This window comes from Streptomyces sp. NPDC012935, from assembly GCF_042900345.1.
In the GTDB taxonomy this organism is placed as follows: Bacteria; Actinomycetota; Actinomycetes; order Streptomycetales; family Streptomycetaceae; genus Streptomyces.
On sequence record NZ_JBIBBC010000016.1, the window covers coordinates 36,056 to 60,672 of the forward strand.

The following is a 24,617-nucleotide window of genomic DNA, read 5'->3' on the forward strand; positions in this document are numbered from 1 at the left end:
AACCCATTGCCGGTGCTTGCGTCAAGTGACGGAGGGCAGTGGCGATCACGCCACCGCCCTCCGTGCTGTTCGTGCTATTTGATTGTTCGTCAGGTGTAGGTCTTACCGCCCGGGAGACCGCCGCCTTCGCCGCCGGTCCCGAAGGTGCCACCCGTCGCCGCCGGGTTGAGCTCCTCCATGTCCTCGGCGCTGAGGACCGCGCCCGTGCTCCGCTTGCTGCGTCGCAGCCTCTTCTCCAGCCAGCTCGCGAAGCTGGTGAGGATGAAGTTGAGGATGATGTAGACGATCGCCACCACGATGAAGCTGGGGATGACGTTGGCGTAGAAGGCGGACAGGGTCTGGCGTGCGGTGAGGAGCTCGGTGAACCCGATCATCACGCCGCCCAGCGCGGTGTCCTTCACGATGACCACGAGCTGGCTGACGATGGCCGGCAGCATGGCCGTGACGGCCTGTGGCAGCAGGATGCTCCTCATCGTCTGGCTCTTGCGCAGGCCGACCGCCATGGCGGCTTCCGACTGACCCTTGGGCAGCGAGAGGATGCCGGCCCGTACGACCTCGGCCAGGACGGACGCGTTGTAGAGCACCAGGCCGGTGACGACCGCGTACAGAGGCCGCTGCTCGCTGCTGACGTTCGTCCAGCGGTCGTAGAACTCGTTGGCGAACAGCATCAGCAGCAGGACCGGGATCGCCCGGAAGAACTCGACCACCCACGCGGCCGGCAACCGTACCCACCAGTGGTCGGAGAGGCGCGCGATGCCGAAGAAGGCGCCCAGCGGAAGGGCGATCACCATCGCCAGGGCCGCTGCCTTCAGTGTGTTGGCGAGACCCGGCAGCAGATAGGTGGTCCAGGCCTGCGACTCGGTGAACGGCTTCCACAGGGCCCACTCCAGCTGGCCCTCTTCGTCCATGGTGTCCCAGATGAACCACACGAGCAGGGCGAGCAGGGCGAAGAAGACCACAGAGATGAACGCATTGCGCCGCTTGGCGCGGGGGCCCGGAGCGTCGTAGAGAACGGAGCTCATCGCTTCACCGCCAGTCGCTTGCTCAGCCAACCGAGGAAGAGGCCGGTGGGCAGGGTCAATACCACGAAACCGAAGGCGAAGACCGCGGCGATGAGCACCACCTCAGCCTCGTTCTCGATCATTTCCTTCATCAGGTAGGCGGCCTCCGCCACGCCGATCGCGGCCGCCACGGTGGTGTTCTTGGTCAGGGCGATCAACACGTTGGCCAGCGGGCCGATGACCGAGCGGAGGGCCTGCGGCAGGATGATCAGCCGGAGAGTCTGACTGAAGGTCAGCCCGATGGCCCGGGCCGCCTCGGCCTGGCCGAGCGGCACGGTGTTGATACCGGAACGAATCGCCTCGCAGACGAAGGCCGCGGTGTAGGCGACGAAGCCGAGAATCGCCAGGCGGAAGCCCCGGACGCCGAAGTCGGAGGCGCCCATCGTCACGCCGAAGATGTCGGCGAGGCCGAGCGAGGTGAAGATGATGATGACCGTCAGGGGGATGTTCCGGACGATGTTCACATAGGCCGTGCCGAACCCGCGCATGAGCGGAACCGGGCTGACCCGCATCGCGGCCAGGACAGTGCCGAGGATCATGGAACCGATGGCGGAGAAGAACGTGAGCTTCACCGTCATCCAGAAGGCACCCAACAGGGTCGGGTCGTTGTAGTCAGAAAGAAAATCGAACACGATCTCCCGCGCTTCCGGGTGGGTGGCGAACGTGGATAGCGCGGCGCGCCGCCGCCCTGATCGCGGTGGACGGCGGCGCGCCGGTGGAGCCTTGCGCTACTGGACGATGACGCCGATCTTCGGCGCGGGCTCGTTCTTGTAAGAGGCCGGACCGAAGTTCTCCTTGACCGCCTTGTCCCAGGACTTGTCCTGGACCATCTTCTCCAAGGCGGCGTTGACCTTGTTGACGGTCTCGGTGTCGCCCTTCTTCACACCGATGCCGTAGTTCTCGTTGCTCAGCTTCAGACCGGCAAGCTTGAACTTGCCCTTGTACTGCTCCTGCGCGGCGTAGCCGGCGAGGATCGAGTCATCCGTGGTCAGGGCGTCCACGGAACCGCTCTGCAGACCGGCAATGCACTCCGAGTAGCCGCCGGTCTCCTTCAGGTTGGCCTTCGGGGCGAAGTCCTTCTTGACGTTCTGCGCCGAGGTGGAACCGGTGACCGAGCACAGGTTCTTGCCGTTCAGGTCAGTGGCCTCGGAGATGTCCGAGTCGGTCTTGATCAGCAGGTCCTGGTGGGCCAGCAGGTACGGCCCGGCGAAGTCGACCTTCTCCTTGCGCTCGTCGGTGATCGAGTACGTCGCCGCGATGAGCTTCACGTCGCCACGGGCGAGCGCGTTCTCGCGGTCGGCGCTCTTCGTCTCGACGAACTCGATCTGGTCGGGCTCGTAGCCGAGCTCCTTCGCCACGTACGTGGCGACGTCGACGTCGAAACCGGAGAAGGTGCCGTCGGGCTCCTTCAGGCCCAGACCGGGCTGGTCGTACTTGATGCCGATCTTGATCTTGTCGCCGCCCCCGGAGCCCGACCCGCTGTCGCTGTCGCCGTCACCACCACAAGCGGTGGCGGTGAGAGCGAGGACGACTGCAGCGGCGGCCGCGGCGGAGACCTTGCGGAGCTTCATGGTGAACATCCTTTGTGTGAAGAAGAGATGCGTGCCGTCAGGTGCGGCGGTTGACGCAGGTCGTCGGCTGCGAGACGCAGTCCGTCAGTGGTGCGGGATCCGTCAGGGGGCGGGATCCGTCAGTGGTGCAGGATCTTGGACAGGAAGTCCTTTGCGCGGTCGCTGCGCGGGTTGCTGAAGAACTGGTCCGGCACAGCTTCTTCGACGATCTTGCCGTCCGCCATGAACACCACCCGGTTGGCGGCCGAACGGGCGAAGCCCATCTCATGGGTGACGACGATCATGGTCATGCCGTCCCGGGCGAGCTGCTGCATGACCTCCAGGACCTCGTTGATCATCTCCGGGTCGAGAGCCGACGTCGGCTCGTCGAAGAGCATGACCTTGGGGTCCATGGCCAGCGCTCGGGCGATGGCCACACGCTGCTGCTGGCCGCCGGAGAGCTGAGCAGGGTACTTGTCCGCCTGGCTGGCCACACCCACCCGGTCGAGCAGGGCGCGGGCCTTGTCCTCGGCGGCCTTCTTGTCCGCCTTGCGGACCTTGATCTGTCCCAGCATCACGTTCTCGAGCACGGTCTTGTGCGCGAAAAGGTTGAAGGACTGGAAGACCATTCCGACGTCGGCACGCAGCTTGGCCAGCGCCTTGCCCTCAGCGGGCAGCGGCTTGCCGTCGATGGCGATCGCGCCGGAGTCGATCGTCTCGAGGCGGTTGATGGTGCGGCACAGGGTGGACTTCCCGGACCCGGAGGGTCCGATGACCACGACGACCTCACCGCGGGCGATCGTCAGGTCGATGTCCTGGAGCACGTGCAACGCGCCAAAGTGCTTGTTCACGTTCTTCAGGACGACCAGGTCGCCGGTCGCGGCCACATCTTCCTTGGCCACCGATACTTCGGTCATCGCTCTCAGGCTCCGTCCTCCTCGGTTTCGGAGGACAGTAGTAACCGTATCCGACCTGCGTCATTAGTTCTGAGGGGAATCTGAGCATCACGATCCGATAGCAATCGGACACATGTCGTAGCACTTGCGACCTGGGTGCGTACCGGCTGGATAACGGAAGCCGCGAGCAACCGGAACCCACTTGACGGCGTCCTCGTCCATCAGCGTGACTTCCTTGGTGCACGCGCGCGTGCACGCACTGTGTACCTGTCCGAATCGTACGTCCGATGAACCGAAGGAGGCCGGGATGAGACTGCTCCTCGTCGAGGACGACAACCACGTCGCCGCCGCGCTGTCCGCGGTCCTGGCACGTCACGGTTTCGACGTCACTCACGCGCGCAGCGGCGAGGAGGCCCTCCAGGCGCTCGTCCCCGAGGGCAACGGCTTCGGCGTCGTCCTCCTCGACCTCGGCCTGCCCGACCAGGACGGATACGAGGTCTGCGGCAAGATCCGCAAACGCACCAGCACCCCGGTGATCATGGTCACCGCCCGCTCGGACGTCCGTTCGCGTATTCATGGGCTCAACCTCGGTGCCGACGACTATGTGGTGAAGCCGTACGACACCGGAGAGCTGCTCGCCAGGATCCACGCCGTCAGCCGGCGCACCGTTCAGGAGGACACTGGGACGGGCAGCGACGGCGTGCTGCGCCTGGGAGCCGTACACATCGAACTGCACACCCGCCAGGTGAGCGTCGACGGTTCGGTAATCCAACTGACCCGCAAGGAGTTCGATCTTCTCGCCCTCCTCGCCCAGCGCCCCGGCGTGGTCTTCCGGCGGGAGCAGATCATCAGCGAGGTGTGGCGCACGAGCTGGGAGGGGACCGGGCGCACTCTTGAGGTGCATGTGGCGTCCCTGCGCGCAAAGCTGCGCATGCCGGCGCTGATCGAGACCGTACGCGGCGTCGGCTACCGACTCGTCGCCCCGGTCTCGTAGCGGGCAAGGGTGCGCACTCGTCTTCTCCCGCTGCTGATCGTCCTGATGGCGGCCGTCCTGCTAGCCCTCGGCGTACCGCTCGCCGTCAGTCTGGCCGCGGCCCAGCAGCAGAAGCTGGTCGTCGATCGCATTGACGACACCGCGTACTTCGCGGCCATCGCACGGCCCGCCGCCGATACCGCCACCTCCGGATCCCGCGACGAGCTGCGCATCCTCAGCCGGGAACTCGAGAGCTACTACGAGGTCTACGGCATTCGCGCCGGCGTCTTCCTGCCCAACGACACGCCGCTGGCCAACGGGCCGACCACGTGGTTCCTGCCCGAGACCGGCGAGGAGCGCGACGCCTTCGAGGAGTCGCTGCTGAGCCGGCGCAGTCACGACCCCAAGCAGGTGTGGCCCTGGCAGCGCAACCGGCTCGTGATCGCCTCGCCCGTCATCCGGGACGGTGATGTCGTCGCGGTCGTGGTCACCGACTCGCCCACCGGACAGATGCGTTCGCGGATCCTGCACGGCTGGCTGATCATCGGCGCGGGCCTGACTGCCGCGATGCTGGTGGCCGTCGGGGCCGCCCTCAGGCTGACCGGATGGGTGCTCAGGCCGGTGCGCGTGCTGGACGTGACCACGCACGAAATCGCGAGCGGCCGCCTGAAGTCCCGGGTCGCGGTCGCCAGCGGTCCGCCGGAACTTCGCCGGCTGGCCCGGTCGTTCAACGAGATGGCGGACAACGTCGAGGACGTGCTGGAGCAGCAGCGCGCCTTCGTCGCCGATGCCTCGCACCAGCTGCGCAACCCGCTCGCGGCGCTGCTGCTGCGCATCGAACTGCTCGCTTTCGAGCTACCGGAGGGCAATGAGGAGATCGCTTCGGTGCAGGCCGAGGGCAAGCGCCTGGCGCAGGTCCTGGACGACCTGCTCGACCTGGCCCTGGCCGAGCACACCGCCGCCGACCTCCGGCTGACCGACGTCGGCGCGCTGACCGCCGAGCGCGTCGCGGCCTGGGCGCCGACCGCCGAGGCAAAGGGCGTCCGGCTGGTGGGGACCTGCCCGCCCACCACCGCCTGGGCCGACCCGGTGGCGCTGTCCAGCGCGCTGGACGCGGTGATCGACAACGCGGTCAAGTTCACGCCCAGGGACGAGCGCGTCGAGGTGACCGTCACGTCCAACGGCAGTACCTCGACGATCGAGGTGACCGACAACGGCCCCGGCCTCACCGACGAGGAACTCGCCCGCATCGGCGACCGCTTCTGGCGCAGCGGACGGCACCAGAACATCAAGGGCTCGGGCCTGGGCCTGTCGATCTCGCAGGCGCTGCTCGCGGCGGGCGGGGGCTCGATCTCGTACGGCCGTCATGAGCCGCACGGGTTGCGGGTGACGGTGGCCGTGCCCAGGTCGGGGCCGACGCCTTAGCTGGGCCGGCAGAGCCGGGCGTTCGGACGCTCCCTGCTACTCGGGACTCGGGAGGGGTACCGCAGTGCGACCGATTCCCGTGGTCGTGCAGGGACCTGAGGGGGTGCCGCCCGAAAGGCGGAGCCCTACGGCTTCACCGAGCGGTAGTAACTGCGAGCCCCGGCGTGCAGGGTCAGAGGGTTGGTGTAGATCGCTGTGCGCAGGTCGACGAGTTGCGCGGAGTGGACGTGGGCGCCGATGCCGTCGCGACTCTTGATCACCGTCCGGGTCAGCCATTCGGTGAGCCGGGGGTCCATGTCCTTGCGGGTGATCAACAGGTTGGAAACGGCGATCGTGGGCACCGTGTCGCCGTTCTGGATGGTCGGATAGGCCGACTCCGGCATGTTGGTCGCCCGGTAGAAGTGGGCCGCGTCGCCCTGGGCGTGCACCTTGGCCACGAGGCCGGAGTCGATTGGCACGAACCGGAACGCGGAGGTCTCGGCGATCTGCTCCAGCCCGCCCGTGGGCACCCCGCCCGACCAGAAGAACGCGTCGAGCTCGTGCCCCAGCCGCTTGGGCCCGGTGTCGATGCCGTCCGACCTGGGCGTGATGTCCTTCTCCGGGTCGATGCCGGCGGCCTCCAGCACCCGCGTGGCGATCAGCCGCACGCCCGAGTTCGGCAGTCCTATGGCCACCCGCTTGCCCTTGAGGTCGGCGACCGAGCGGATGTCCGAGTCCGGCGGAACTACGAGCTGGACGTAGTCGTCGTACAGGCGGGCGACGCCGCGCAGCCGGTCCATGACGGGCTTGCCGTCGATCCGGTAGGTGTCCACCGCGTCGGCGGCGGCGATCGTGAAGTCGGCCTTGCCGGTCGCCACCCGCTCGACGTTCTCCTGCGACCCGGCGCTGGTCAGCAGCCGCACCTTCAGCTGCGGCATGTCCTTGGCGAGCTCCTCGCGCAGAAGCTCGCCGTACTCCTGGTAGACCCCCGCGCGCGTGCCCGTACTGAACGTGATCGTCCCGCTCGGCGTCTCCTCACCGAGGGGCAGCAGCCACCACAGCAGCAACCCGAGGGTCACGAGCCCGGCGGCCGTGCCCTGCAGGGCCCGGCGCCTGCTGATGCGGGTGAGTGCCTTGGACATGTCCGCGATCCTGCCAGCCGGAACGCGGTGCTGACCAGGGCAGGGGTCACAGCCGGACGGCGCGGAGGGGGCAGGGAGGGCAGGCGGCCCGCAGCGGGCGGCCGCGGCAGGGAGGGGCAGGCGGCCCGCAGCGGGCGGCCGCGGCAGGGGAGCCGGGGCCTCTACCTCCGGCCCGCGTCGACACCGTCGGGGGCGGTCGCATCCGCGGCGTGGACGGTCCGGCCCGGATGCGGCCCCGGCTGTAGGGACCTGACTGTCAGACCCCGCCGATAAAGTCGCCGCATGAGCTCCTCTCCCGCCGACCTGGTCCGTGAATTCCACCTCGCCTTCGGTCTCGACGCCCGCAGTACACCGACCGAGGTCTCCGCGGAACTCGCCTCCCACCGCGGGGAACTGCTCGCCGAGGAGGCCGCGGAGGTCGCCGAGGTCTCCGTCACCGGCCCGCTGGACAAGCTCGCGCACGAGCTGGCCGACGTGGTCTACGTCGCGTACGGCACGGCCCTGGTCCACGGCATCGACCTCGACGCCGTCCTCGCCGAGATCCACCGTTCCAATATGACCAAGCTGGGGCCCGACGGCCGGGTCGCCCGCCGGGCCGACGGCAAGGTCCTCAAGGGCGAGTACTACGAGGTACCGGACGTGTCGAGCGTGCTGCGCCGCCAGGGGTGGGGCGGCGACGGCGACGGGGCCTGACCGGCCCGGCGACGGACGGCCGGGCGCTGACGGCGTAACCGTCTCGGGCCGGGGCAACGGGCTTTCACGACCGCATACCCTTGTCCCATGAGCAGCAGCGACCGGAGCCTGGCAGTGGGCGTCAAGACATACGAGGTGCGCACTTACGGGTGCCAGATGAACGTCCACGATTCCGAGCGATTGTCCGGGCTGCTCGAAGACGCCGGTTACGTACGCGCGCCCGAGGGCTCGGACGGCGACGCGGACGTCGTCGTCTTCAACACCTGCGCGGTCCGTGAGAACGCCGACAACAAGCTGTACGGCAACCTCGGCCGCCTCGCGCCGAAGAAGACCCAGCGGCCCGGCATGCAGATCGCGGTCGGCGGGTGCCTCGCTCAGAAGGACCGCGACACCATCGTGAAGCGGGCGCCGTGGGTGGACGTCGTTTTCGGCACGCACAACATCGGCAAGCTGCCCGTCCTGCTGGAACGCGCGCGCGTGCAGGAGGAGGCGCAGGTAGAGATCGCCGAGTCGCTGGAGGCGTTCCCGTCGACGCTGCCGACCCGGCGCGAGAGCGCCTACGCGGCCTGGGTGTCGATCTCCGTCGGCTGCAACAACACCTGCACCTTCTGCATCGTCCCGGCCCTGCGCGGCAAGGAGAAGGACCGCCGTCCCGGCGACATCCTCGCCGAGGTAGAAGCCCTGGTCGCCGAGGGCGTCAGCGAGATCACGCTGCTCGGCCAGAACGTCAACGCGTACGGCTCCGACATCGGCGACCGTGAGGCGTTCAGCAAGCTGCTGCGGGCCTGCGGGAACATCGACGGCCTGGAGCGCGTCCGCTTCACGTCCCCGCACCCGCGCGACTTCACCGACGACGTCATCGCCGCCATGGCCGAGACGCCGAACGTGATGCCGCAGCTGCACATGCCGCTCCAGTCCGGCTCGGACACGGTCCTGAAGGCGATGCGCCGCTCCTACCGTCAGGAGCGCTACCTGGGGATCATCGAGAAGGTCCGCGCCGCCATCCCGCACGCCGCGATCACGACCGACATCATCGTGGGCTTCCCCGGCGAGACCGAGGAGGACTTCGAGCAGACGCTGCACGTGGTCCGCGAGGCCCGCTTCGCGCAGGCGTTCACCTTCCAGTACTCCAAGCGCCCCGGCACCCCCGCGGCCACCATGGAGAACCAGATCCCCAAGGCGGTCGTCCAGGCGCGCTACGAGCGTCTCGTGGCCCTCCAGGAGGAGATCTCCTGGGAGGAGAACAAGAAGCAGGTCGGCCGCACGTTCGAGCTGATGGTCGCCGAGGGTGAGGGCCGCAAGGACGGCGCCACCCACCGCCTGTCCGGGCGTGCCCCCGACAACCGCCTGGTTCACTTCACCAAGCCGGAGCAGGAGGTCCGCCCCGGCGACGTGGTGACCGTCGAGATCACGTACGCGGCCCCGCACCACCTCCTCGCCGAGGGCCCTGTGCTGGACGTCCGCCGCACGCGCGCGGGTGACGCCTGGGAGAAGCGCAACGCCGCCGAGGCCGCCAAGCCCGCGGGTGTGATGCTCGGTCTCCCGAAGATCGGCGTCCCGGCTCCGCTGCCGGTGGCGACGGGGAGCGGCTGCGGCTGCGACTGAGGTGCTCACGGTTTTCGACCGCCGCGGTGGCGTCGACCGCCATGGCCGCTGACCGGCGTGCTCATCGAGGAGTGACACCCGGCGGACCCGCGGGGTTACCCTGCCGATCATGCTTGTCGCTGCCGCAGTCTGCCCCTGCCCGCCTCTCATCGTCCCGCAGGTCGCCGCGGGCGCCGCACCCGAGCTGGACGCCGCGCGGGCGGCGTGCACGGACGCGCTCGGTGTCCTCGCAGCCGCCCGTCCCGACCTTCTCGTGGTCGTCGGCCCCGCCGAGGAGAGCGGAACCGCGACGTACCCGGAAGGTACGCCGGGTTCGTTCCGGGGCTTCGGCGTGGACGTCGACGTACGACTGGGGGCGCACGACGCGCCGGAGCCGCAGCGTGCGCTGCCGGCTTCGCTCGCCGTCGCGGCGTGGCTGCTGGAGCGGACCGCGTGGTCGGACGCCCCGATCGAGGGACTCGGTGTGGGGGAACCTCTCGGGGCCGAGCGGTGTATTGAAATCGGAAGGGACGTCGCCGCCCGAGCCGACCGGGTGGCGCTGCTGGTGATGGGCGACGCCAGTGCCTGCCGCACGCTCAAGGCTCCCGGCTACCTCGACGAGCGGGCGGCACCCTTCGACGCGTCCGTCGCGCGTGCCCTGGGCAAAGCGGACGTGGCCGCCCTCAAGGAACTGGACACCGAACTCGCACGCGAGCTGAAGGCCTCCGGCCGAGCCTCCTGGCAGGTCCTCGCGGGCGCTGCCGAGGAAGCGGGCCTTGCGGGCGCCTTGCTGTACGAGGACGCGCCGTACGGCGTGGGGTACCTGATCGCGACCTGGTCGTAGCCCCCGTCGGCCTGGCCGCGCACATCGGCGCCGCTCGCCGGGGCATGCCGATGCCGTCCGGAAACGGCGGACGGCCGGGAGCGGTCAGCTCCGCGGCCGTCCGGCGATGTGCCGTTCAGGTCGTCGGCGGGGGTGCGTCCGGCGGAGGTGTGCTGCTGCCGGTCGCCGTATCGTCGTCCTTGTGCGCGAGTCGGCCCATGGCGCCCTTGGCCTTGCCCGTGCCGGTGTGGATCTTGTCGCTGTACTTGCCCTTGGTCCGCTGGTCGACGGCCCTCGCGGCCTTGTCGAGGCCGTGATGGACCTGCTCCTCGTGCCGCTGCGCGAAGTCGGAGACCTTGTCCTTGGCCGGGGCGAGTTTGGCTTTCAAATTGTGCATCAGACCCATGCTTCACCTTCCCGCGCGGGGCAGTTACGTGCGGGCGCCCTCGCCGGCCTCACTGTCGGCCGCCTCGTCTGCGGACTGCTGCTTCGGGATCTCGACGCCGTCATCGGCATCGGTTCCGGCCTCGACGGCCTCCGCCGCCGTCGGCTCAGCCGCGTCTTCGGCCTTGGTTTCGACCGGCCCCTTCGCCTCTGCCGCTTCTTCCGCCACCGGCTCGGCCGTTGGTGTGCCGGCCTGTGCCTCGGCGGTTGACGCCTCTTCCGTGGCCTTCGACCTCCGGAAAAGTCGTGCGAAAACGCCCATATCCACTCCATACGTTACTCATGCGGCCGAAATCCCGCGTCGTCCGGTGCGTCCGTTTGCGCCCCCGGGTCGCCGCCTCCGCGAAACCGGCGGCGAAAACCTCGCAACAGGAAACGACCCCGCGCGTGTGCCGTCACGTAACTCGTTAGAGGCCAGCCCGTGAGGTTTGCGAGACTGGGGCGGTGAGCAGTGCACCCCCCGCCCCCCGTGTCATCGCCGTAGTCGGCCCCACCGCGGCCGGAAAGTCCGATCTGGGCGTCTTTCTCGCCCAGCAGCTCGGGGGCGAGGTCGTCAACGCCGACTCCATGCAGCTCTACCGAGGGATGGACATCGGCACCGCCAAACTGACGCCCGAGGAGCGCGCGGGGGTGCCGCACCACCTCCTGGACATCTGGGACGTCACTGTCACGGCATCCGTCGCCGAGTACCAGCGGCTCGCGCGGGAGCGGATCGACGCTCTGCTCGCCGAGGGCCGCTGGCCGATCCTGGTCGGCGGCTCTGGGCTGTACGTCCGTGGCGCCGTCGACAACCTGGAGTTCCCCGGCACCGACCCCGAGGTCAGGGCCCGGCTCGAGGAGGAGCTCGCGCTGCGCGGATCCGGCGCGCTGCACGCCCGCCTCGCCGCCGCCGACCCCGAGGCCGCGCAGGCGATCCTGCCCAGCAACGGCCGCCGTATCGTCCGGGCTCTCGAGGTGATCGAGATCACCGGCCAGCCCTTCACGGCCAACCTCCCCGGCCATGACTCGATCTACGACACGGTCCAGATCGGCGTCGACGTGGCCCGACCCGAGCTGGACGAGCGCATCGCGCGCCGCGTCGACCGGATGTGGGAGGCCGGGCTCGTGGCCGAAGTCCGCGAGCTGGAGGCGCAGGGGTTGCGCGAGGGGCGTACGGCCTCGCGCGCGCTCGGCTACCAGCAGGTCCTCGCGGCGCTCGCCGGGGAGTGCACGCTGGAAGAGGCACGGAACGAGACCGTGCGTGCCACCAAGCGCTTCGCGCGCCGTCAGGATTCATGGTTCAGGCGCGACCCGCGGGTGCACTGGCTCAGTGGGGCTGCGGCAGATCTCACAGAACTTCCGCATCTCGCACTGGCGTTGGTCGAACGACCGGTTACAGCCTGATCACGTGATTGCATCGGGACGCTCCGGCCGTCATCCCGGCCTCCGGCGCCGTGCCATCATCGAGCTTCGATCGACCAAGTGGAGTCCGAGTTGGGAGGGCGCGTGGCGATGGAGGCCGGCCCTCGCGACACCGCACAAGGCACTGAGAACGTCACCGCCGACCGGGACGAACCGGAGCGGGACGGCGACCGTCTGAGCCCGGACCTGGACGACGAGACCGAGGGCGGCGTCACCGACGACGGCCCCGAGCCCGAGGAGATGTACGCCGGCGGCCCGGAGGTCGAGGTCGAGCTGCGCCCGCAGCGCCGACTGCGTATCTGGCAGCTCGCGCCCATCGTGTCCCTGGCCGCGGTCGGCTCCCTGATGTTCGCGTTCCCGTTGGCCTTCGACTTCGGCGACAGCGGGGCCGTGATCGCCATGCTGGGGCTCCTGATCTGCTCCTGCGCGGCCGGCTGGGGCATGATGGCCGCCCGCCGGGTCGGCTACACCTGGCCCGGGCTGCCGCAGCGGGGCTCCGGGCGCCGACCGGACTGGCGGGTCGTGATCGCCTATGCCCTGGTCGTCGCCGCGATCGTCGTTCTGGCCGTGTGGCGCGTGGCTCGCCTGCGCTGAGGGCGCAGAGGCTGACCAGGCTCCTCTTTCGGCTCTGTCGTAGCGGCACCGTACGATCGAGGAATGAGCACGCGGATCGCCTTCCTCAAGGGTCACGGCACCGAGAACGACTTCGTGATCGTCCCGGACCCCGAGAACGCCGTCGACCTGCCTCCGAGCGCCGTCGCCGCCCTGTGCGACCGCCGCGCGGGCATCGGCGGTGACGGACTGCTGCACGTCGTGCGGTCCGCCGCGCACCCCGAGGCCAAGGACATGGCGGCCGAGGCCGAGTGGTTCATGGACTACCGCAACGGCGACGGCTCGATCGCGGAGATGTGCGGCAACGGCGTGCGGGTCTTCGCGCGCTACCTCCAGCGCGCCGGACACGTCAGCGAGGGGGACCTCGCGGTCGCCACCCGCGGAGGTGTGAAGTCCGTCCACATCGCCAAGGACGGTGACGTGACGGTCGGCATGGGCAAGGCGCTGCTCCCCGAAGGAGACGTCACGGTCAGCGTCGGTGAGCGCAGCTGGCCCGCGCGGAACGTGAACATGGGCAACCCGCACGCGGTCGCCTTCGTGGACGACCTCGCGCACGCCGGTGACCTGTTCTCCCCGCCGCCGTTCAGCCCGGCCTCGGCCTACCCGGACGGTGTCAACGTCGAGTTCGTCGTCGACCGGGCGCCCCGGCACGTCGCGCTGCGCGTGCACGAGCGCGGTGCCGGCGAGACCCGGTCGTGCGGTACGGGCGCGTGTGCCGTCGCCGTGGCCGCCGCGCGGCGGGACGGGGCCGACCCCGCGGTCACCGGGGCCCCGGTGACGTACACCGTCGATGTGCCCGGTGGCACCCTGGTGATCACCGAGCGGCCCGATGGCGAGATCGAGATGACCGGCCCCGCGGTGATCGTGGCCACAGGTGAGATCGACGCGGAGTGGCTGGAAACGTTCGCTCGTTGAGCACTGCCCTGACTGGGCATCAGGGCCGCGCCGGCGGGCGGTGACCCGGGATCAAGGGCGCGGGGACCGTGGGTACGTTCGAGATCGCGAACGGCGGCTGGCCGTATGGCGCAAAAACGTAAACCCATCAACCCTCGCTCGAATGGGTGATCCGTTTCACGCTCGGCGAGAGGCGGTCAGTCGCACGTGATGGGCTCGGTAGCATCAAGCACCGGCCCGGACGGGGGAGATGTCGTCGTCCCCTGAGCCGTGTCCGCCATGGGGCACCCCGTTCGCCGGTCCACGCAGCCGGAGGTGCCCATGAGTGCGGAGGCCACGAATCCCGCGACGCCAGGCCCGGTAGCAGGCCCCGTGACGCCTGCGGTGCCTCGCAGGAAGGCCCGCGCACGCATCGACCTGCGCCGCCTCGGCCGGGCAGCCCTGCTCGGCCCCGCCTCGCGCGGCCGGCTGCCCGACGCGATCGGCCATGTCGTGGACGCCCACCGGGCCCACCACCCCGACGCCGACATCGAACCCCTGCGCCGCGCCTATGTGCTGGCGGAGTCCTCGCACCGCGGCCAGATGCGCAAGAGCGGCGAGCCGTACATCACACACCCGCTCGCGGTGACCCTGATCCTCGCCGAACTCGGCGCCGAGACGACGACCTTGACGGCGTCTCTGCTTCACGACACGGTCGAGGACACCGACGTGACGCTCGATCAGGTGGGCGAGCAGTTCGGTGCGGAGGTCCGCTTCCTCGTCGACGGCGTGACCAAGCTGGAGAAGGTCGACTACGGCGCCGCCGCCGAGCCCGAGACCTTCCGCAAGATGCTCGTCGCGACCGGCAACGACGTCCGCGTGATGTCGATCAAACTCGCCGACCGGCTGCACAACATGCGCACCCTCGGCGTGATGCGCCCCGAGAAACAGGCCCGCATCGCGAAGGTGACCCGCGACGTCCTCATCCCTCTTGCCGAGCGGCTGGGAGTCCAGGCGCTCAAGACGGAACTGGAAGACCTCGTCTTCGCGATCCTGCACCCCGAGGAGTACGAGCACACAAGGGAGTTGATCGTCGGCAACGTCGCGCGCGCCGACGATCCGCTCGCGGAGATGGCCGACGAGATGCGCAAGGTCCTGCGCGAAGCCGGCATCCAGGCCGAAGTCCTGATCCGGCCCCGGCACTTCGTCTCCGTGCACCGGGTGTCCCGCAAGCGGGGCCGGCTGCGCGGCTCCGACTTCGGGCGGCTGCTGGTCCTGGTGAACGAGGACGCGGACTGTTACGGCGTCCTGGGTGAACTGCACACCTGTATGACGCCGGTCGTCTCGGAGTTCAAGGACTTCATCGCCGTACCCAAGTTCAACCTGTACCAGTCGCTGCACACGGCCGTCGCCCGCGCGGACGGCCAGGTCGCCGAAGTCCTCATCCGGACCCACCAGATGCACAAGGTCGCCGAGGCCGGTGTCGTGGCGCTCGGCAATCCCTACGCTCATCCTTCGGAGGAGCACGCCGCGTCGAGTGACGGCGAGCGCGCCGACCCCACACGGCCCGGCTGGCTGTCCCGCCTTCTCGACTGGCAGGAGGCCGCCCCCGACCCGGACACCTTCTGGTCCACGCTGCGTGAGGACCTCGCCCAGGACCGTGAGATCACCGTCTTCCGGCCCGACGGCGGCACCCTCGGCCTGCCCGAGGGCGCCACCTGTGTGGACGCCGCCTACGCGCAGTACGGCGAGGACGCGCACGCGTGCATCGGCGCCCGCGTCAACGGCCGCCTGGCGACCCTCAGCACGGTGCTGCGGGACGGCGACACAGTCCAGCTCCTCATGGGCCAGGATCCGGCTTCGGAGCCCTCCAGGGAGTGGCTGGAGCACGCCCACACGCCCGCCGCGCGGATCGCCATCCAGCGTTGGCTCGCCACCCATCCCCAGCAGGGCGACACCGCCGAGGAGTCTGTGACGCAGTTCCGGTCCTCGGTCGAGGGATCGGGGAGCCCGTCCGCCGACGCGGACGGTCCGGCCGTACGCCTGGCCGCCGAGGGGCCACTCGGACGACCCGCCGCCAGCGTCCTCGTCGACCGGCCCGGCGCGACGGTACGCCTCGCCGGTTGCTGCACGCCCGTACCGCCCGACGAGGTCACGGGGTTCTCCGTGCGCGGGGGAGTGGTGACGGTTCATCGCGTCGAGTGCGCCGCGGTGGCGCGTATGAAGGGCGCCGGACGCGCGGAGGTCGACGTGCGCTGGGGCGACACCACCGAGTGCCGGGTCACCCTGGTCGCCGAATCGTTCGTTCGCCCCCACCTCCTGGCAGACCTCACCGAAGCGATGGCCCTGGAGGGTGCGGAGATCGTCTCGGCGACGGTCGAACCGCCGACCCAGCAGCGTGTACGCCACACGTACACGGTCCAACTGCCGGACGCGGCGCTGCTGCCGGGGCTCATGCGGGCGATGCGGAACGTGGGGGGCGTGTACGACGTGACGAGGGCGCAGACGCAGACGCAGGGGGCGTGAGGGGCCTGAGGCGCGCGCGGGGGTGCGCCAGGGGCCGGTCGATGCCGGCCATCACGCCGGAACGCCCGTGGGGCAGCCGTTCACCGGCAGATCCCGTGGCAATTCCCCAAAGGCTTGCACCCACTTGACATACCCGTTCGAGTGGGCCGGTCGCGCGGCGTCAACGCCGCGCACGCGCGCGCTGATAGCCGTGGTGCATGCTGCTCACCCCCCGCACCGAGGCTCAGCGACCAGTCCCCGGGGCTCCTCGCACCAGTCCCGGATCCCCGAGGCGACGCAAGGCGCTCGCCCTGTTCGCCGCAACCGCCTCCTTCGGCCTCCTCGCCGCCAGCGCCCCCGCCACACCCCTGGGAATCGGCGACCGCCTCTTCCCGAACCTGGGCAACCCCGGCTACGACGTGGCGTCGTACGACCTGTCCTTCCGCTACTCCGGCTCCAACGACAAGCCCCTCCAGGCCGTCACCACGATCGACGCGTGGACGACCCAGGACCTGGACCGCGTCAACCTGGACTTCGCCCACGGAAAGGTCGAGTCCGTCGAGGTCGACGGAGAGCCGGCGACGTTCCGCAGCGCCGGTGAGGATCTCGTCGTCACCCCCGAGGAGCCGCTGTCCGACGGCAGCTGGACGCAGATCACCGTGCGGCACACCAGCGATCCCGTGTACGCAAAGGGCCGGGACGGCGGGTGGGTGCGGACCTCGGACGGCCTCGCGATGGCCAATCAGGCCGACGCCGCCCACGTCGTGTTCCCGTGCAACGACCACCCGTCCGACAAGGCCATGTTCACCATCCGCGTCACCGCGCCGAAGGGCTACACCGCCGTCGCCAACGGCCTGCCGACCGACGTGGACCGTGCCGCCGACGCGACGACCTGGACGTACCGCACCCGGCACCCCATGGCCACCGAGCTCGCTCAGGTGTCGATCGGCCGTTCCACGGTGGTGCGCCGCACCGGCCCGCACGGGCTGCCCCTACGGGACGTCGTGCCCACCAAGGACCGTAAGCAGCTCGAACCGTGGCTGAAGAAGACCCCCGGCCAGATCTCCTGGATGGAGAGCAAGATCGGGCGGTACCCCCTCGAGACGTATGGCCTGCTCATGGCGGACGCCGCGACCGGCTTCGAACTCGAGACCCAGACGCTCTCCCTCTTCGAGAGGGACCTCTTCACCGAGGCCGCGTACCCGAAGTGGTACATCGAGTCGATCATGGTGCACGAGCTGGCGCACCAGTGGTTCGGCGACAGCGTCAGCCCGCGCACCTGGTCCGACCTGTGGCTCAGCGAAGGGCACGCCACCTGGTACGAGGCCCTCTACGCGGCGGAGAAGGCCGGCAGGCCGATGGAGGCACGGATGAAGGCCGCGTACGCGGCCTCCGACCGCTGGCGTACGGCCGGCGGACCGCCCGCGGCCCCCAAGGCGGCAGCAGCCGGCAAGAAGAACGGCATCTTCCGGCCGAACGTCTATGACGGCGCGGCCCTCGTCCTGTACGCCCTCCGCCAGGAGATCGGCGCCCCGGCCTTCGAGCGCCTGGAGCGCGCCTGGGTGAAGCGCCACCAGGACCGTTCCGCCACGACCGCGGACTTCGTCGCGCTCGCGGAGGACATCTCCGGACGCCAGCTCGACGGCTTCATGCAGGCCTGGCTGTACGGCAAGAAGACCCCGCCGATGCCCGGGCAGCCGGAATGGAAGTCAGCGGACCCTGAGAAGGCGGCGAAGAAGGCGGCTTCCGGGAACACGGCCAAGAAGGCGGCCTCTGGGAAGGTGGCCAAGAAGGTGGCCTCTGGGAAGGTGGCCAAGAAATCGGGCGCCGGGAAGGCGGCCGGGAAGGCAGCCGGGAAGGCCGGTCCCAAGAAGGCAGCCGATAAATAAGGCGGTGACGAGACGTGCCGTGCCGTGCGACCATTTTCCGGTCGGCACGGTACGGCACGGCACGCGGGAATCTCCCGAGGTGCTCGTGCGTTGTGAGCAGTGACGGACAGTTTTCGGGCGTCACGGACTCGGTCCGGGAAGCCAGTGTCACTGCCACCGTCGCCGCAAAGCGGATTCCCATCGACGTAAGGACCCAATGACCTCCTCTTCTTCCCCTTCCCAGGACACGCAGCGCTCCGCGCACACTTATCCCGAAGGTCTTCGGGCCGATGCCCTGATGGAAGAGGACGTCGCCTGGAGCCACGAGATCGACGGAGAGCGGGACGGCGACCAGTTCGACCGCTCCGACCGCGCGGCTCTGCGCCGCGTGGCAGGCCTCTCCACCGAGCTCGAGGACGTCACCGAGGTCGAGTACCGCCAGCTCCGCCTGGAGCGGGTCGTGCTCGTGGGTGTCTGGACCTCGGGGACCGTTCAGGACGCGGACAACTCCCTCGCGGAACTCGCGGCCCTGGCGGAGACCGCGGGTGCGCTGGTGCTCGACGGCGTGATCCAGCGCCGCGACAAGCCCGACGCGGCCACCTACATCGGCTCCGGCAAGGCCGAGGAGCTGCGGGACATCGTGCTGGAAACCGGCGCCGACACCGTCATCTGCGATGGTGAGCTCAGCCCCGGCCAGCTCATCCACCTCGAAGACGTCGTCAAGGTCAAGGTCATCGACCGTACGGCCCTGATCCTCGACATCTTCGCCCAGCACGCCAAGTCCCGAGAGGGTAAGGCGCAGGTCGCGCTCGCGCAGATGCAGTACATGCTGCCGAGGCTGCGCGGCTGGGGTCAGTCGCTGTCCCGGCAGATGGGCGGCGGCAAGGGCGGCGGGCTCGCCACCCGTGGTCCCGGTGAGACCAAGATCGAAACGGACCGGCGACGGATCCGCGAGAAGATGGCGAAGATGCGCCGGGAGATCGCGGAGATGAAGACCGGCCGCGAGATCCAGCGCCAGGTACGCCGGCGCAACAAGGTGCCGTCGGTCGCCATCGCGGGCTACACCAACGCGGGCAAGTCCTCGCTGCTCAACCGCCTCACGGGCGCGGGCGTGCTGGTGGAGAACGCCCTGTTCGCGACTCTCGACCCGACCGTGCGCCGGGCCGAGACCCCGGGCGGCCGGCTCTACACGCTGGCCGACACCGTCGGCTTCGTACGACACCTGCCGCATCACCTGGTCGAGGCGTTCCGCTCCACGATGGAAGAGGTCGGCGATTCCGACCTGATCCTGCACGTGGTGGACGGTTCGCACCCGAACCCGGAGGAGCAGCTGGCCGCCGTGCGCGAGGTGATCAGGGACGTCGGCGCCACCGAGGTACCGGAGATCGTCGTGATCAACAAGGCGGACGCGGCCGACCCGCTGACACTGCAGCGGCTGCTGCGGATCGAGACGCGTTCGATCGCGGTCTCGGCCCGCACGGGCAAGGGCATCGACGAGCTGCTGGCACTGATCGACAACGAGCTGCCCCGTCCGTCCGTCGAGATCGAGGCGCTCGTGCCGTACACGCACGGCAAGCTGGTCGCCCGCGCTCACACCGAGGGCGAGGTGATCTCCGAGGAGCACACCCCGGAGGGCACGCTGCTCAAGGCGCGGGTGCACGAGGAGCTGGCGGCGGATCTCGCGCCGTACGTTCCGGCGCCGACCGCCTGAGCCGTCGTAAGCCGACCACCGGAGCCGCAGTCGAGAGTCGGCTGGCTCTGGTTGACGTAACAACGCCGAAGGCCCGCCCCCTGTTGCAGGGGAGCGGGCCTTCAGTACGTGTCCGACCCTGCGCGTCACCGACCGCCGTACGTCCTGCTCATGTGCTGGTACACCGACTCGGCGCCGGCGCCCAGCTGAGGGCCCGCGAGCCAGGTGTTGTCCTCAGGGCCGATCGAGGTGTTCGACACCAGCTTGGTCTCGCCGTCCACGACGCGGAACCAGCCGCCGCCCGACGAACCGCCGGTCATGGTGCAGCCGATGCGGTACATCGTCGGCAGGGCCGCACTGAGCGAGAACCGGCCGGGCTGGTCGAGGCACTTGAACATCTGCAGACCGTTGTACGGAGGCGCCGCCGGGTAGCCCCAGGCGCCCATCGTGCCGGCCTCGGTCGCCGCCGGGGCCGAGAAGTCCACGTCGAGTGCGGCGCCGACCGTCTCCTCGAGCGACTTGGAGCCCTGCTCCGGCTTCACATGCAGTACGGAGTAGTCGTACGCGGCGCCCGCACCGCCCGTCTCCGAGCCGCCCTGGATCCACTCGTTGGAGGTCGAGACCCAGTCGGCCCACCAGTTGCCGTACGGGGCGACCTCCGCAGACGTGGCGTTGCCGAGCTGCGCCTCGGACTTGCCGAGGTCGTTGTAGGACGGGACGAAGACGATGTTCCGGTACCAGCCGCCGTTGCCACCGGCGTGCACACAGTGACCGGCCGTCCAGACCAGGTTGGATTTGCCGGGGTGGTTGACGTCCTTGACGACCGTGCCGGAGCACACGGCCGGGCCGTCGGGGGAGTCGAAGAAGACCTTGCCGACGGGGGCCGCGTTGTCGTGGTACGGCGTCTTCTCGGCCGTGGCCTGGACGGGCGCCGGCTCCGGGTCGCTCACGCCCTGGTCGGACGACGCGTCCTGCGTGGTGATCGTCTTGTTGGCCTCCTTCGCGGACTGCATCCGCTCAGGCTTCCAGAGGCCCTCGATCACCGGGTTGACGAAGTCCTTGGCCTCGCTGAGCCACTTGTCCTTGTCCCAGTCCTTCCAGCCGCCGCTGGTCCACTTGTCGACATCGATGCCGTGCTTCTCGAGCTTGTCCGCGAGGTCGGCCGGGATCTGGATCTTGCTGTCACCGAGGCCGGCGGCCTGGGACGCGGCAGCGTCGGCCTGATCGCTCGCCGCGCCCTCCGCCGAGCCGTCACAGGCGGTCGCGGTGAGCGCCAGGACGGCCACGAGGCCGGTGGCGGCGAGGACGGATCGCCGTCCTCCGCGTGGAGCCGCGGACGTATGTGTGGAACGCATGGTGCGGTAACCCCCGTTGGAACGTGCTGTGCCGTAGTGCCTGATGTCAGGTGCGGGTCACGATGGTCGGCGCACGCTGTCGTGCGGACCCTCGGACGCGACACCCCACTATGCCCGTGGAGTTGAGGGCGAACGGCGGTGAGGCAGTGAAGGTTTCTTCCCAGCGCCCCACCTACGCCGCCCCACGGCCGTCGGTGCCTACGGTGCCGTCACTGCCCGCCCTCTGGCCGACATCACTGACCGGTGAACTTGTCGCTCATCCTGTCGAAGATGCCCTCGGCCTCCTTGCCCAGCCGGGGACCCGCCAGCCAGCCCGAATCCACCGGGCCGATGGAGGTGTTGGACACGAGCGCAGGCTTGCCGTCCGAGCCAGTCGCGACCCAGCCGCCTCCGGACGAACCGCCCGTCATGGTGCAGCCGATGCGGTACATCGTCGGGTCCGACGCGTTGAGCGACAGCCGGCCCGGCTTGTCCTGGCACTGGTACAGCTTCTCGCCGTCGAACGGCGCGGCGGCCGGATAGCCGATCGCCTTGATGCTGTCCACCTCGGGGACGGCCGGAGCGTTGAAGTCCACAGGGAGGGCCGAACCGACTGTCTCCTCCAGGGACTTGCCGTTGCTGCCCTCCTCCGGCTTCACATGCAGCACTGCGAAGTCGTACGAGGCGCCGTCCCCGCCCGTCGCACCGCCCTGCGCGATCCACTGGTCGGAGGTCTGTGCCCAGTCGGCCCACCAGACGCCGAACGGAGCGACCTGCTCGCGCGTTGCGCCCTCGCGCTCCGTGGCCGACATGTCGTCGTTGTTGTACGACGGCACGAACGCGATGTTGCGGTACCAGCCGCCGCTCTTGCCCGCATGGACGCAGTGGCCGGCCGTCCACACCATGTTGGACTTGCCGGGGTTGGCCGGGTCCTGCACGACCGTCGCCGAGCAGACCATCGTGCCCTCGGGCGAGTCGAAGAACACCTTGCCCGCCTCGGGCGCGTTCGCGTGATACGCGGGCGGCACGGCCTGAGCGTCCACGGGCTCCGGCGTCGGGTCGGTCACACCCTGGTCACCGGAGAGGTCACTTTCGTCGACGCCCCGGTCCGGGTCCTCGGCGTCCCGCATCCGGTCCGGGTCCCACAGACCCTCGATGATCGGGTTGATGTAGTCCTGGGCCTCGCGGAGCCAGTCGTCCCGGTCCCAGTTCTTCCAGGCGCCGTCTTTCCACTTGTCGATGTCGATCCCGTGCTCTTTGAGCTTGTCCTTGATGTCGTCCGGGATCGTGATCTTGCCTTCACCCCCGGCTGCGGCGGACGCGGTGGCATCGCCGCCCGCCTCGACGTCGCCCGAGTCGCAGGCCGTGACGGTGAGGGCCAGCGCAGCGGCGAGCGCGACCACGGGCAGCGGGGAGGTTCTGCGGCGCGTGTTCCTCCCTCGGCGAGCGGTGAACGACGGCCGTATCGATCGCATGATCTGACTCCCCCTGGGGTGACGGTACTTGGCGCTGCCGCCGTGAACTTCCACTGATCATTCGCTGTCCCGGCGTGATGTCACGGCGCGTTGAGACGGCACCACACACTATGCGCTCGCTGTGGGGGACTTCCGACGGAACGGCAACGGTTCCGTCACGGCAAGGATCTTGAAGCAACCCGTAACCCGGTGAACGGTCCGCGGTTGGTAGCCCTGGGGACCTGCATGTTGTATGCGGTCCCTTGTGCCCAGTTCCCCGGAGTTTCGAGTGGACGCTCGCGGGGCTTCGTATGTCGGGTCGGGCGAGGATGCGACAGACCTGCTCGCCCCTGGACAGCGGGAGGACAGGGAGCCATGGCCGTCACCGAATCTGTGCGCGGGGGTACGTCCGACTCGGCGGGGGCATCCGCCGTGCACGAGGGGATCCTGCGGCGACAGTCGGCGCGTGAGTCGTCGGCGCGCACCTACGCTCGCGCCCTGCCGATCGTGCCGGTGCGGGCGCGAGGGCTGACCATCGAGGGGGCGGACGGCCGCCGTTACCTGGACTGCCTCTCCGGCGCCGGGACGCTGGCGCTCGGACACAACCACCCCGTGGTTCTGGAAGCCATCCGCAAGGTCCTGGACTCGGGCGCACCACTGCACGTCCTCGACCTGGCTACACCCGTCAAGGACGCCTTCATCACCGAGCTGTTCCGAACCCTGCCGCCCGGTCTCGCCGACCACGCCCGCGTGCAGTTCTGCGGACCGGCCGGAACCGATGCGGTGGAGGCCGCCTTCAAACTCGTCCGGGCCGCGACCGGACGGACCGGGATGCTCGCCTTCACCGGCGCCTACCACGGGATGACCGCCGGAGCGCTCGAGGCATCCGGAGGCGCCTTTGACGTACGGGTCGCGCGCCTGCCGTACCCCCAGGACTACCGTTGCCCCTTCGGCGTCGGCGGCGAACACGGTGCCGAACTCGCCGCCCGCTGGACCGAGTCCGTCCTCGACGACCCAAAGTCGGGCGTGCCGCGCCCCGCAGGCATGATTCTCGAACCAGTGCAGGGCGAAGGCGGAGTGATCCCCGCCCCTGACGCGTGGCTGCGGCGCATGAGGCAGATCACCGCCGACCGTTCCATCCCGCTGATCGCCGACGAGGTTCAGACAGGGGTCGGGCGCACCGGGTCCTTCTGGGCCGTGGGGCACAGCGGCGTCACCCCCGACGTGATGGTCCTCTCCAAGGCCATCGGCGGCAGCCTGCCCCTGGCCGTCATCGTCTACCGCGACGAACTCGACGCCTGGCAACCCGGCGCTCACGCCGGCACGTTCCGCGGCAACCAGCTCGCCATGGCCGCCGGCACAGCGACCCTCGCTTACGTTCGCGAGAACCGCCTCGCCGAGCGCGCGGCCGACCTGGGCTCGCGGATGCTGCAGCAACTCCAGGGAATGTCGGGGGATTTCGCTTGCATCGGGGATGTACGGGGGCGGGGGCTCATGATCGGGGTCGAGGTGGTGGAGCCACAGGGCGAATCCCCGGTGGACGAGGGGCGGTCGGCGGTCCTGGCGGCGATCGAGGGGGTTGGCGCGGCAGGGCGTGAGCCGGGAGGCCTGGCTGCTCTCGACGGGCCGGGGAGTGGCGCGGGCCAGGCCGAGTTTCGTGCTGCGGCTCAATCGGGAGCGCGGAATGATCTCGGATGGACTGGTGGTGGGGCAGGCGGTCTCGCGGCTCTCGACCCAGCCTGTGGCGCGGGTCGCTCGCCGGAGGGGGTCGCGTTGGGCGGTGGCGGAGCCAGGGCGGCGGCACTTCGGGACCCGGAGCACCATCCGCGTCCCGCCGCCCCCGAACTCGCCGCCGCCATCCAACAGGAGTGCCTGCGCCGTGGCTTGATCGTCGAACTCGGCGGCCGCCACTCCAGCGTCGTACGGCTCCTTCCGCCTCTGACCATCAGCGACGAGCAGGCGGCCGCTGTGCTGGACCGATTGGCCGACGCGGTGGAGGCGGTGTCCCGAGGTCGCGCCGGTCGTAGCGGCCACAGTGGTTCCACCGGTCGCGTCGGTCACGCCGGCCGCGCCAGCCATGATCGGACGCATCAACCGGACCTGGGTCACCGGCAGCACGGTGACCGGGGCGACCGTGCCGGTTAGCGCGATAGGGGTCGTGGGCACGCCGGCTTCATCCAGGCTGAGTGCTCTTGCCTCGGTGACCCTCGACCGGCCCACTCGCCAGCGAACTGGCACATCCCCTCGGAACCTCGCCGCCACCTGACACACCCCCTTCAACCGCACCCCTTTGGAAACGCAGCCATTCCA

General features: G+C 69.5%; 21 protein-coding genes. 12 read left to right on the forward strand and 9 right to left on the reverse strand.

Features of this window, described 5'->3' with window-relative positions; all coding sequences use genetic code 11:
• Positions 1-89: 89 nt before the first annotated feature.
• From ACFY5C_RS31190 to ACFY5C_RS31205, 4 genes are all read right to left on the reverse strand, one after another.
• Entirely contained in the window at positions 90-1,022 is a 933-nt protein-coding gene (locus ACFY5C_RS31190) for an amino acid ABC transporter permease (RefSeq protein WP_389450344.1), read from the reverse strand.
• Entirely contained in the window at positions 1,019-1,693 is a 675-nt protein-coding gene (locus tag ACFY5C_RS31195) for an amino acid ABC transporter permease (RefSeq protein ID WP_389450347.1), read from the reverse strand. Before ACFY5C_RS31195 ends, ACFY5C_RS31190 begins: the two co-directional genes overlap by 4 nt.
• Positions 1,694-1,789: 96 nt before the next feature.
• Positions 1,790-2,632, reverse strand: a complete 843-nt coding sequence (locus tag ACFY5C_RS31200) for a glutamate ABC transporter substrate-binding protein (protein ID WP_389450350.1) — start codon at positions 2,630-2,632, stop codon at positions 1,790-1,792.
• 119 nt (positions 2,633-2,751) lie between these two features.
• A complete protein-coding gene (locus tag ACFY5C_RS31205; protein ID WP_389450353.1) occupies positions 2,752-3,528 on the reverse strand; it encodes an amino acid ABC transporter ATP-binding protein in 777 nt (258 codons plus the stop codon).
• A gap of 286 nt (positions 3,529-3,814) precedes the next feature.
• Here ACFY5C_RS31205 and ACFY5C_RS31210 point away from each other — a divergent pair, with 286 nt between their 5' ends.
• The gene (locus ACFY5C_RS31210) at positions 3,815-4,501 is read left to right on the forward strand and encodes a response regulator transcription factor (RefSeq protein WP_389450356.1); all 687 of its coding nucleotides are present in this window, start codon (positions 3,815-3,817) and stop codon (positions 4,499-4,501) included.
• 9 nt (positions 4,502-4,510) lie between these two features.
• Entirely contained in the window at positions 4,511-5,905 is a 1,395-nt protein-coding gene (locus ACFY5C_RS31215) for an ATP-binding protein (RefSeq protein ID WP_389450359.1), read from the forward strand.
• A gap of 125 nt (positions 5,906-6,030) precedes the next feature.
• Here the strand turns inward: ACFY5C_RS31215 and ACFY5C_RS31220 are convergent, their stop codons facing one another.
• Positions 6,031-7,026 (reverse strand): TAXI family TRAP transporter solute-binding subunit, encoded by a 996-nt coding sequence (locus ACFY5C_RS31220; protein WP_389450362.1) that lies wholly within the window; start codon positions 7,024-7,026, stop codon positions 6,031-6,033.
• Positions 7,027-7,308: 282 nt separating this feature from the next.
• Between ACFY5C_RS31220 and ACFY5C_RS31225 the strand changes: the two genes are divergently transcribed.
• The 3 genes from ACFY5C_RS31225 (at position 7,309) to ACFY5C_RS31235 (ending at position 10,147) form a co-directional block, all read left to right on the forward strand.
• On the forward strand, positions 7,309-7,719 hold the full coding sequence (locus ACFY5C_RS31225) for a MazG nucleotide pyrophosphohydrolase domain-containing protein (RefSeq protein WP_389450365.1): 411 nt from the start codon (positions 7,309-7,311) through the stop codon (positions 7,717-7,719).
• Positions 7,720-7,806: 87 nt separating this feature from the next.
• Positions 7,807-9,324: a tRNA (N6-isopentenyl adenosine(37)-C2)-methylthiotransferase MiaB gene (gene miaB / locus ACFY5C_RS31230; RefSeq protein WP_389450368.1), complete on the forward strand. Its 1,518-nt coding sequence runs from the start codon at positions 7,807-7,809 to the stop codon at positions 9,322-9,324.
• Positions 9,325-9,433: 109 nt separating this feature from the next.
• Positions 9,434-10,147, forward strand: a complete 714-nt coding sequence (locus ACFY5C_RS31235) for a class III extradiol dioxygenase subunit B-like domain-containing protein (RefSeq protein ID WP_389450371.1) — start codon at positions 9,434-9,436, stop codon at positions 10,145-10,147.
• A gap of 115 nt (positions 10,148-10,262) precedes the next feature.
• Here the strand turns inward: ACFY5C_RS31235 and ACFY5C_RS31240 are convergent, their stop codons facing one another.
• Both ACFY5C_RS31240 and ACFY5C_RS31245 read right to left on the reverse strand, forming a co-directional pair.
• Positions 10,263-10,532, reverse strand: a complete 270-nt coding sequence (locus tag ACFY5C_RS31240) for an antitoxin (protein ID WP_389450374.1) — start codon at positions 10,530-10,532, stop codon at positions 10,263-10,265.
• A 24-nt stretch (positions 10,533-10,556) separates the two neighbouring features.
• Positions 10,557-10,832, reverse strand: a complete 276-nt coding sequence (locus ACFY5C_RS31245; RefSeq protein WP_389450377.1) for a hypothetical protein — start codon at positions 10,830-10,832, stop codon at positions 10,557-10,559.
• A 182-nt stretch (positions 10,833-11,014) separates the two neighbouring features.
• Between ACFY5C_RS31245 and miaA the strand changes: the two genes are divergently transcribed.
• The 6 genes from miaA (at position 11,015) to hflX (ending at position 19,540) form a co-directional block, all read left to right on the forward strand.
• Positions 11,015-11,953, forward strand: coding sequence for a tRNA (adenosine(37)-N6)-dimethylallyltransferase MiaA (gene miaA, locus ACFY5C_RS31250; RefSeq protein WP_389450380.1), 939 nt, complete (start codon positions 11,015-11,017; stop codon positions 11,951-11,953).
• A 108-nt stretch (positions 11,954-12,061) separates the two neighbouring features.
• Positions 12,062-12,565 (forward strand): hypothetical protein, encoded by a 504-nt coding sequence (locus ACFY5C_RS31255; RefSeq protein ID WP_389450725.1) that lies wholly within the window; start codon positions 12,062-12,064, stop codon positions 12,563-12,565.
• A 63-nt stretch (positions 12,566-12,628) separates the two neighbouring features.
• Positions 12,629-13,498, forward strand: coding sequence for a diaminopimelate epimerase (gene dapF, locus ACFY5C_RS31260; protein WP_389450383.1), 870 nt, complete (start codon positions 12,629-12,631; stop codon positions 13,496-13,498).
• Positions 13,499-13,798: 300 nt separating this feature from the next.
• Entirely contained in the window at positions 13,799-15,982 is a 2,184-nt protein-coding gene (locus tag ACFY5C_RS31265) for a RelA/SpoT family protein (RefSeq protein WP_389450386.1), read from the forward strand.
• A 197-nt stretch (positions 15,983-16,179) separates the two neighbouring features.
• A complete protein-coding gene (locus ACFY5C_RS31270; protein ID WP_389450389.1) occupies positions 16,180-17,850 on the forward strand; it encodes a M1 family metallopeptidase in 1,671 nt (556 codons plus the stop codon).
• A gap of 196 nt (positions 17,851-18,046) precedes the next feature.
• A complete protein-coding gene (hflX, locus tag ACFY5C_RS31275) occupies positions 18,047-19,540 on the forward strand; it encodes a GTPase HflX (protein ID WP_389450392.1) in 1,494 nt (497 codons plus the stop codon).
• Between the two features lie 125 nt (positions 19,541-19,665).
• On the opposite strand, the gene ACFY5C_RS31280 is transcribed toward hflX, so the two are convergent.
• Together ACFY5C_RS31280 and ACFY5C_RS31285 are read right to left on the reverse strand one after the other, a co-directional pair.
• Complete coding sequence (locus tag ACFY5C_RS31280) at positions 19,666-20,874, reverse strand: trypsin-like serine peptidase (protein WP_389450395.1); 1,209 nt, start codon at positions 20,872-20,874, stop codon at positions 19,666-19,668.
• A 233-nt stretch (positions 20,875-21,107) separates the two neighbouring features.
• The gene (locus tag ACFY5C_RS31285) at positions 21,108-22,328 is read right to left on the reverse strand and encodes a trypsin-like serine peptidase (RefSeq protein ID WP_389450398.1); all 1,221 of its coding nucleotides are present in this window, start codon (positions 22,326-22,328) and stop codon (positions 21,108-21,110) included.
• 354 nt (positions 22,329-22,682) lie between these two features.
• Here ACFY5C_RS31285 and ACFY5C_RS31290 point away from each other — a divergent pair, with 354 nt between their 5' ends.
• Positions 22,683-24,452, forward strand: coding sequence for a diaminobutyrate--2-oxoglutarate transaminase family protein (locus ACFY5C_RS31290; RefSeq protein ID WP_389450401.1), 1,770 nt, complete (start codon positions 22,683-22,685; stop codon positions 24,450-24,452).
• Positions 24,453-24,617: the final 165 nt, after the last annotated feature.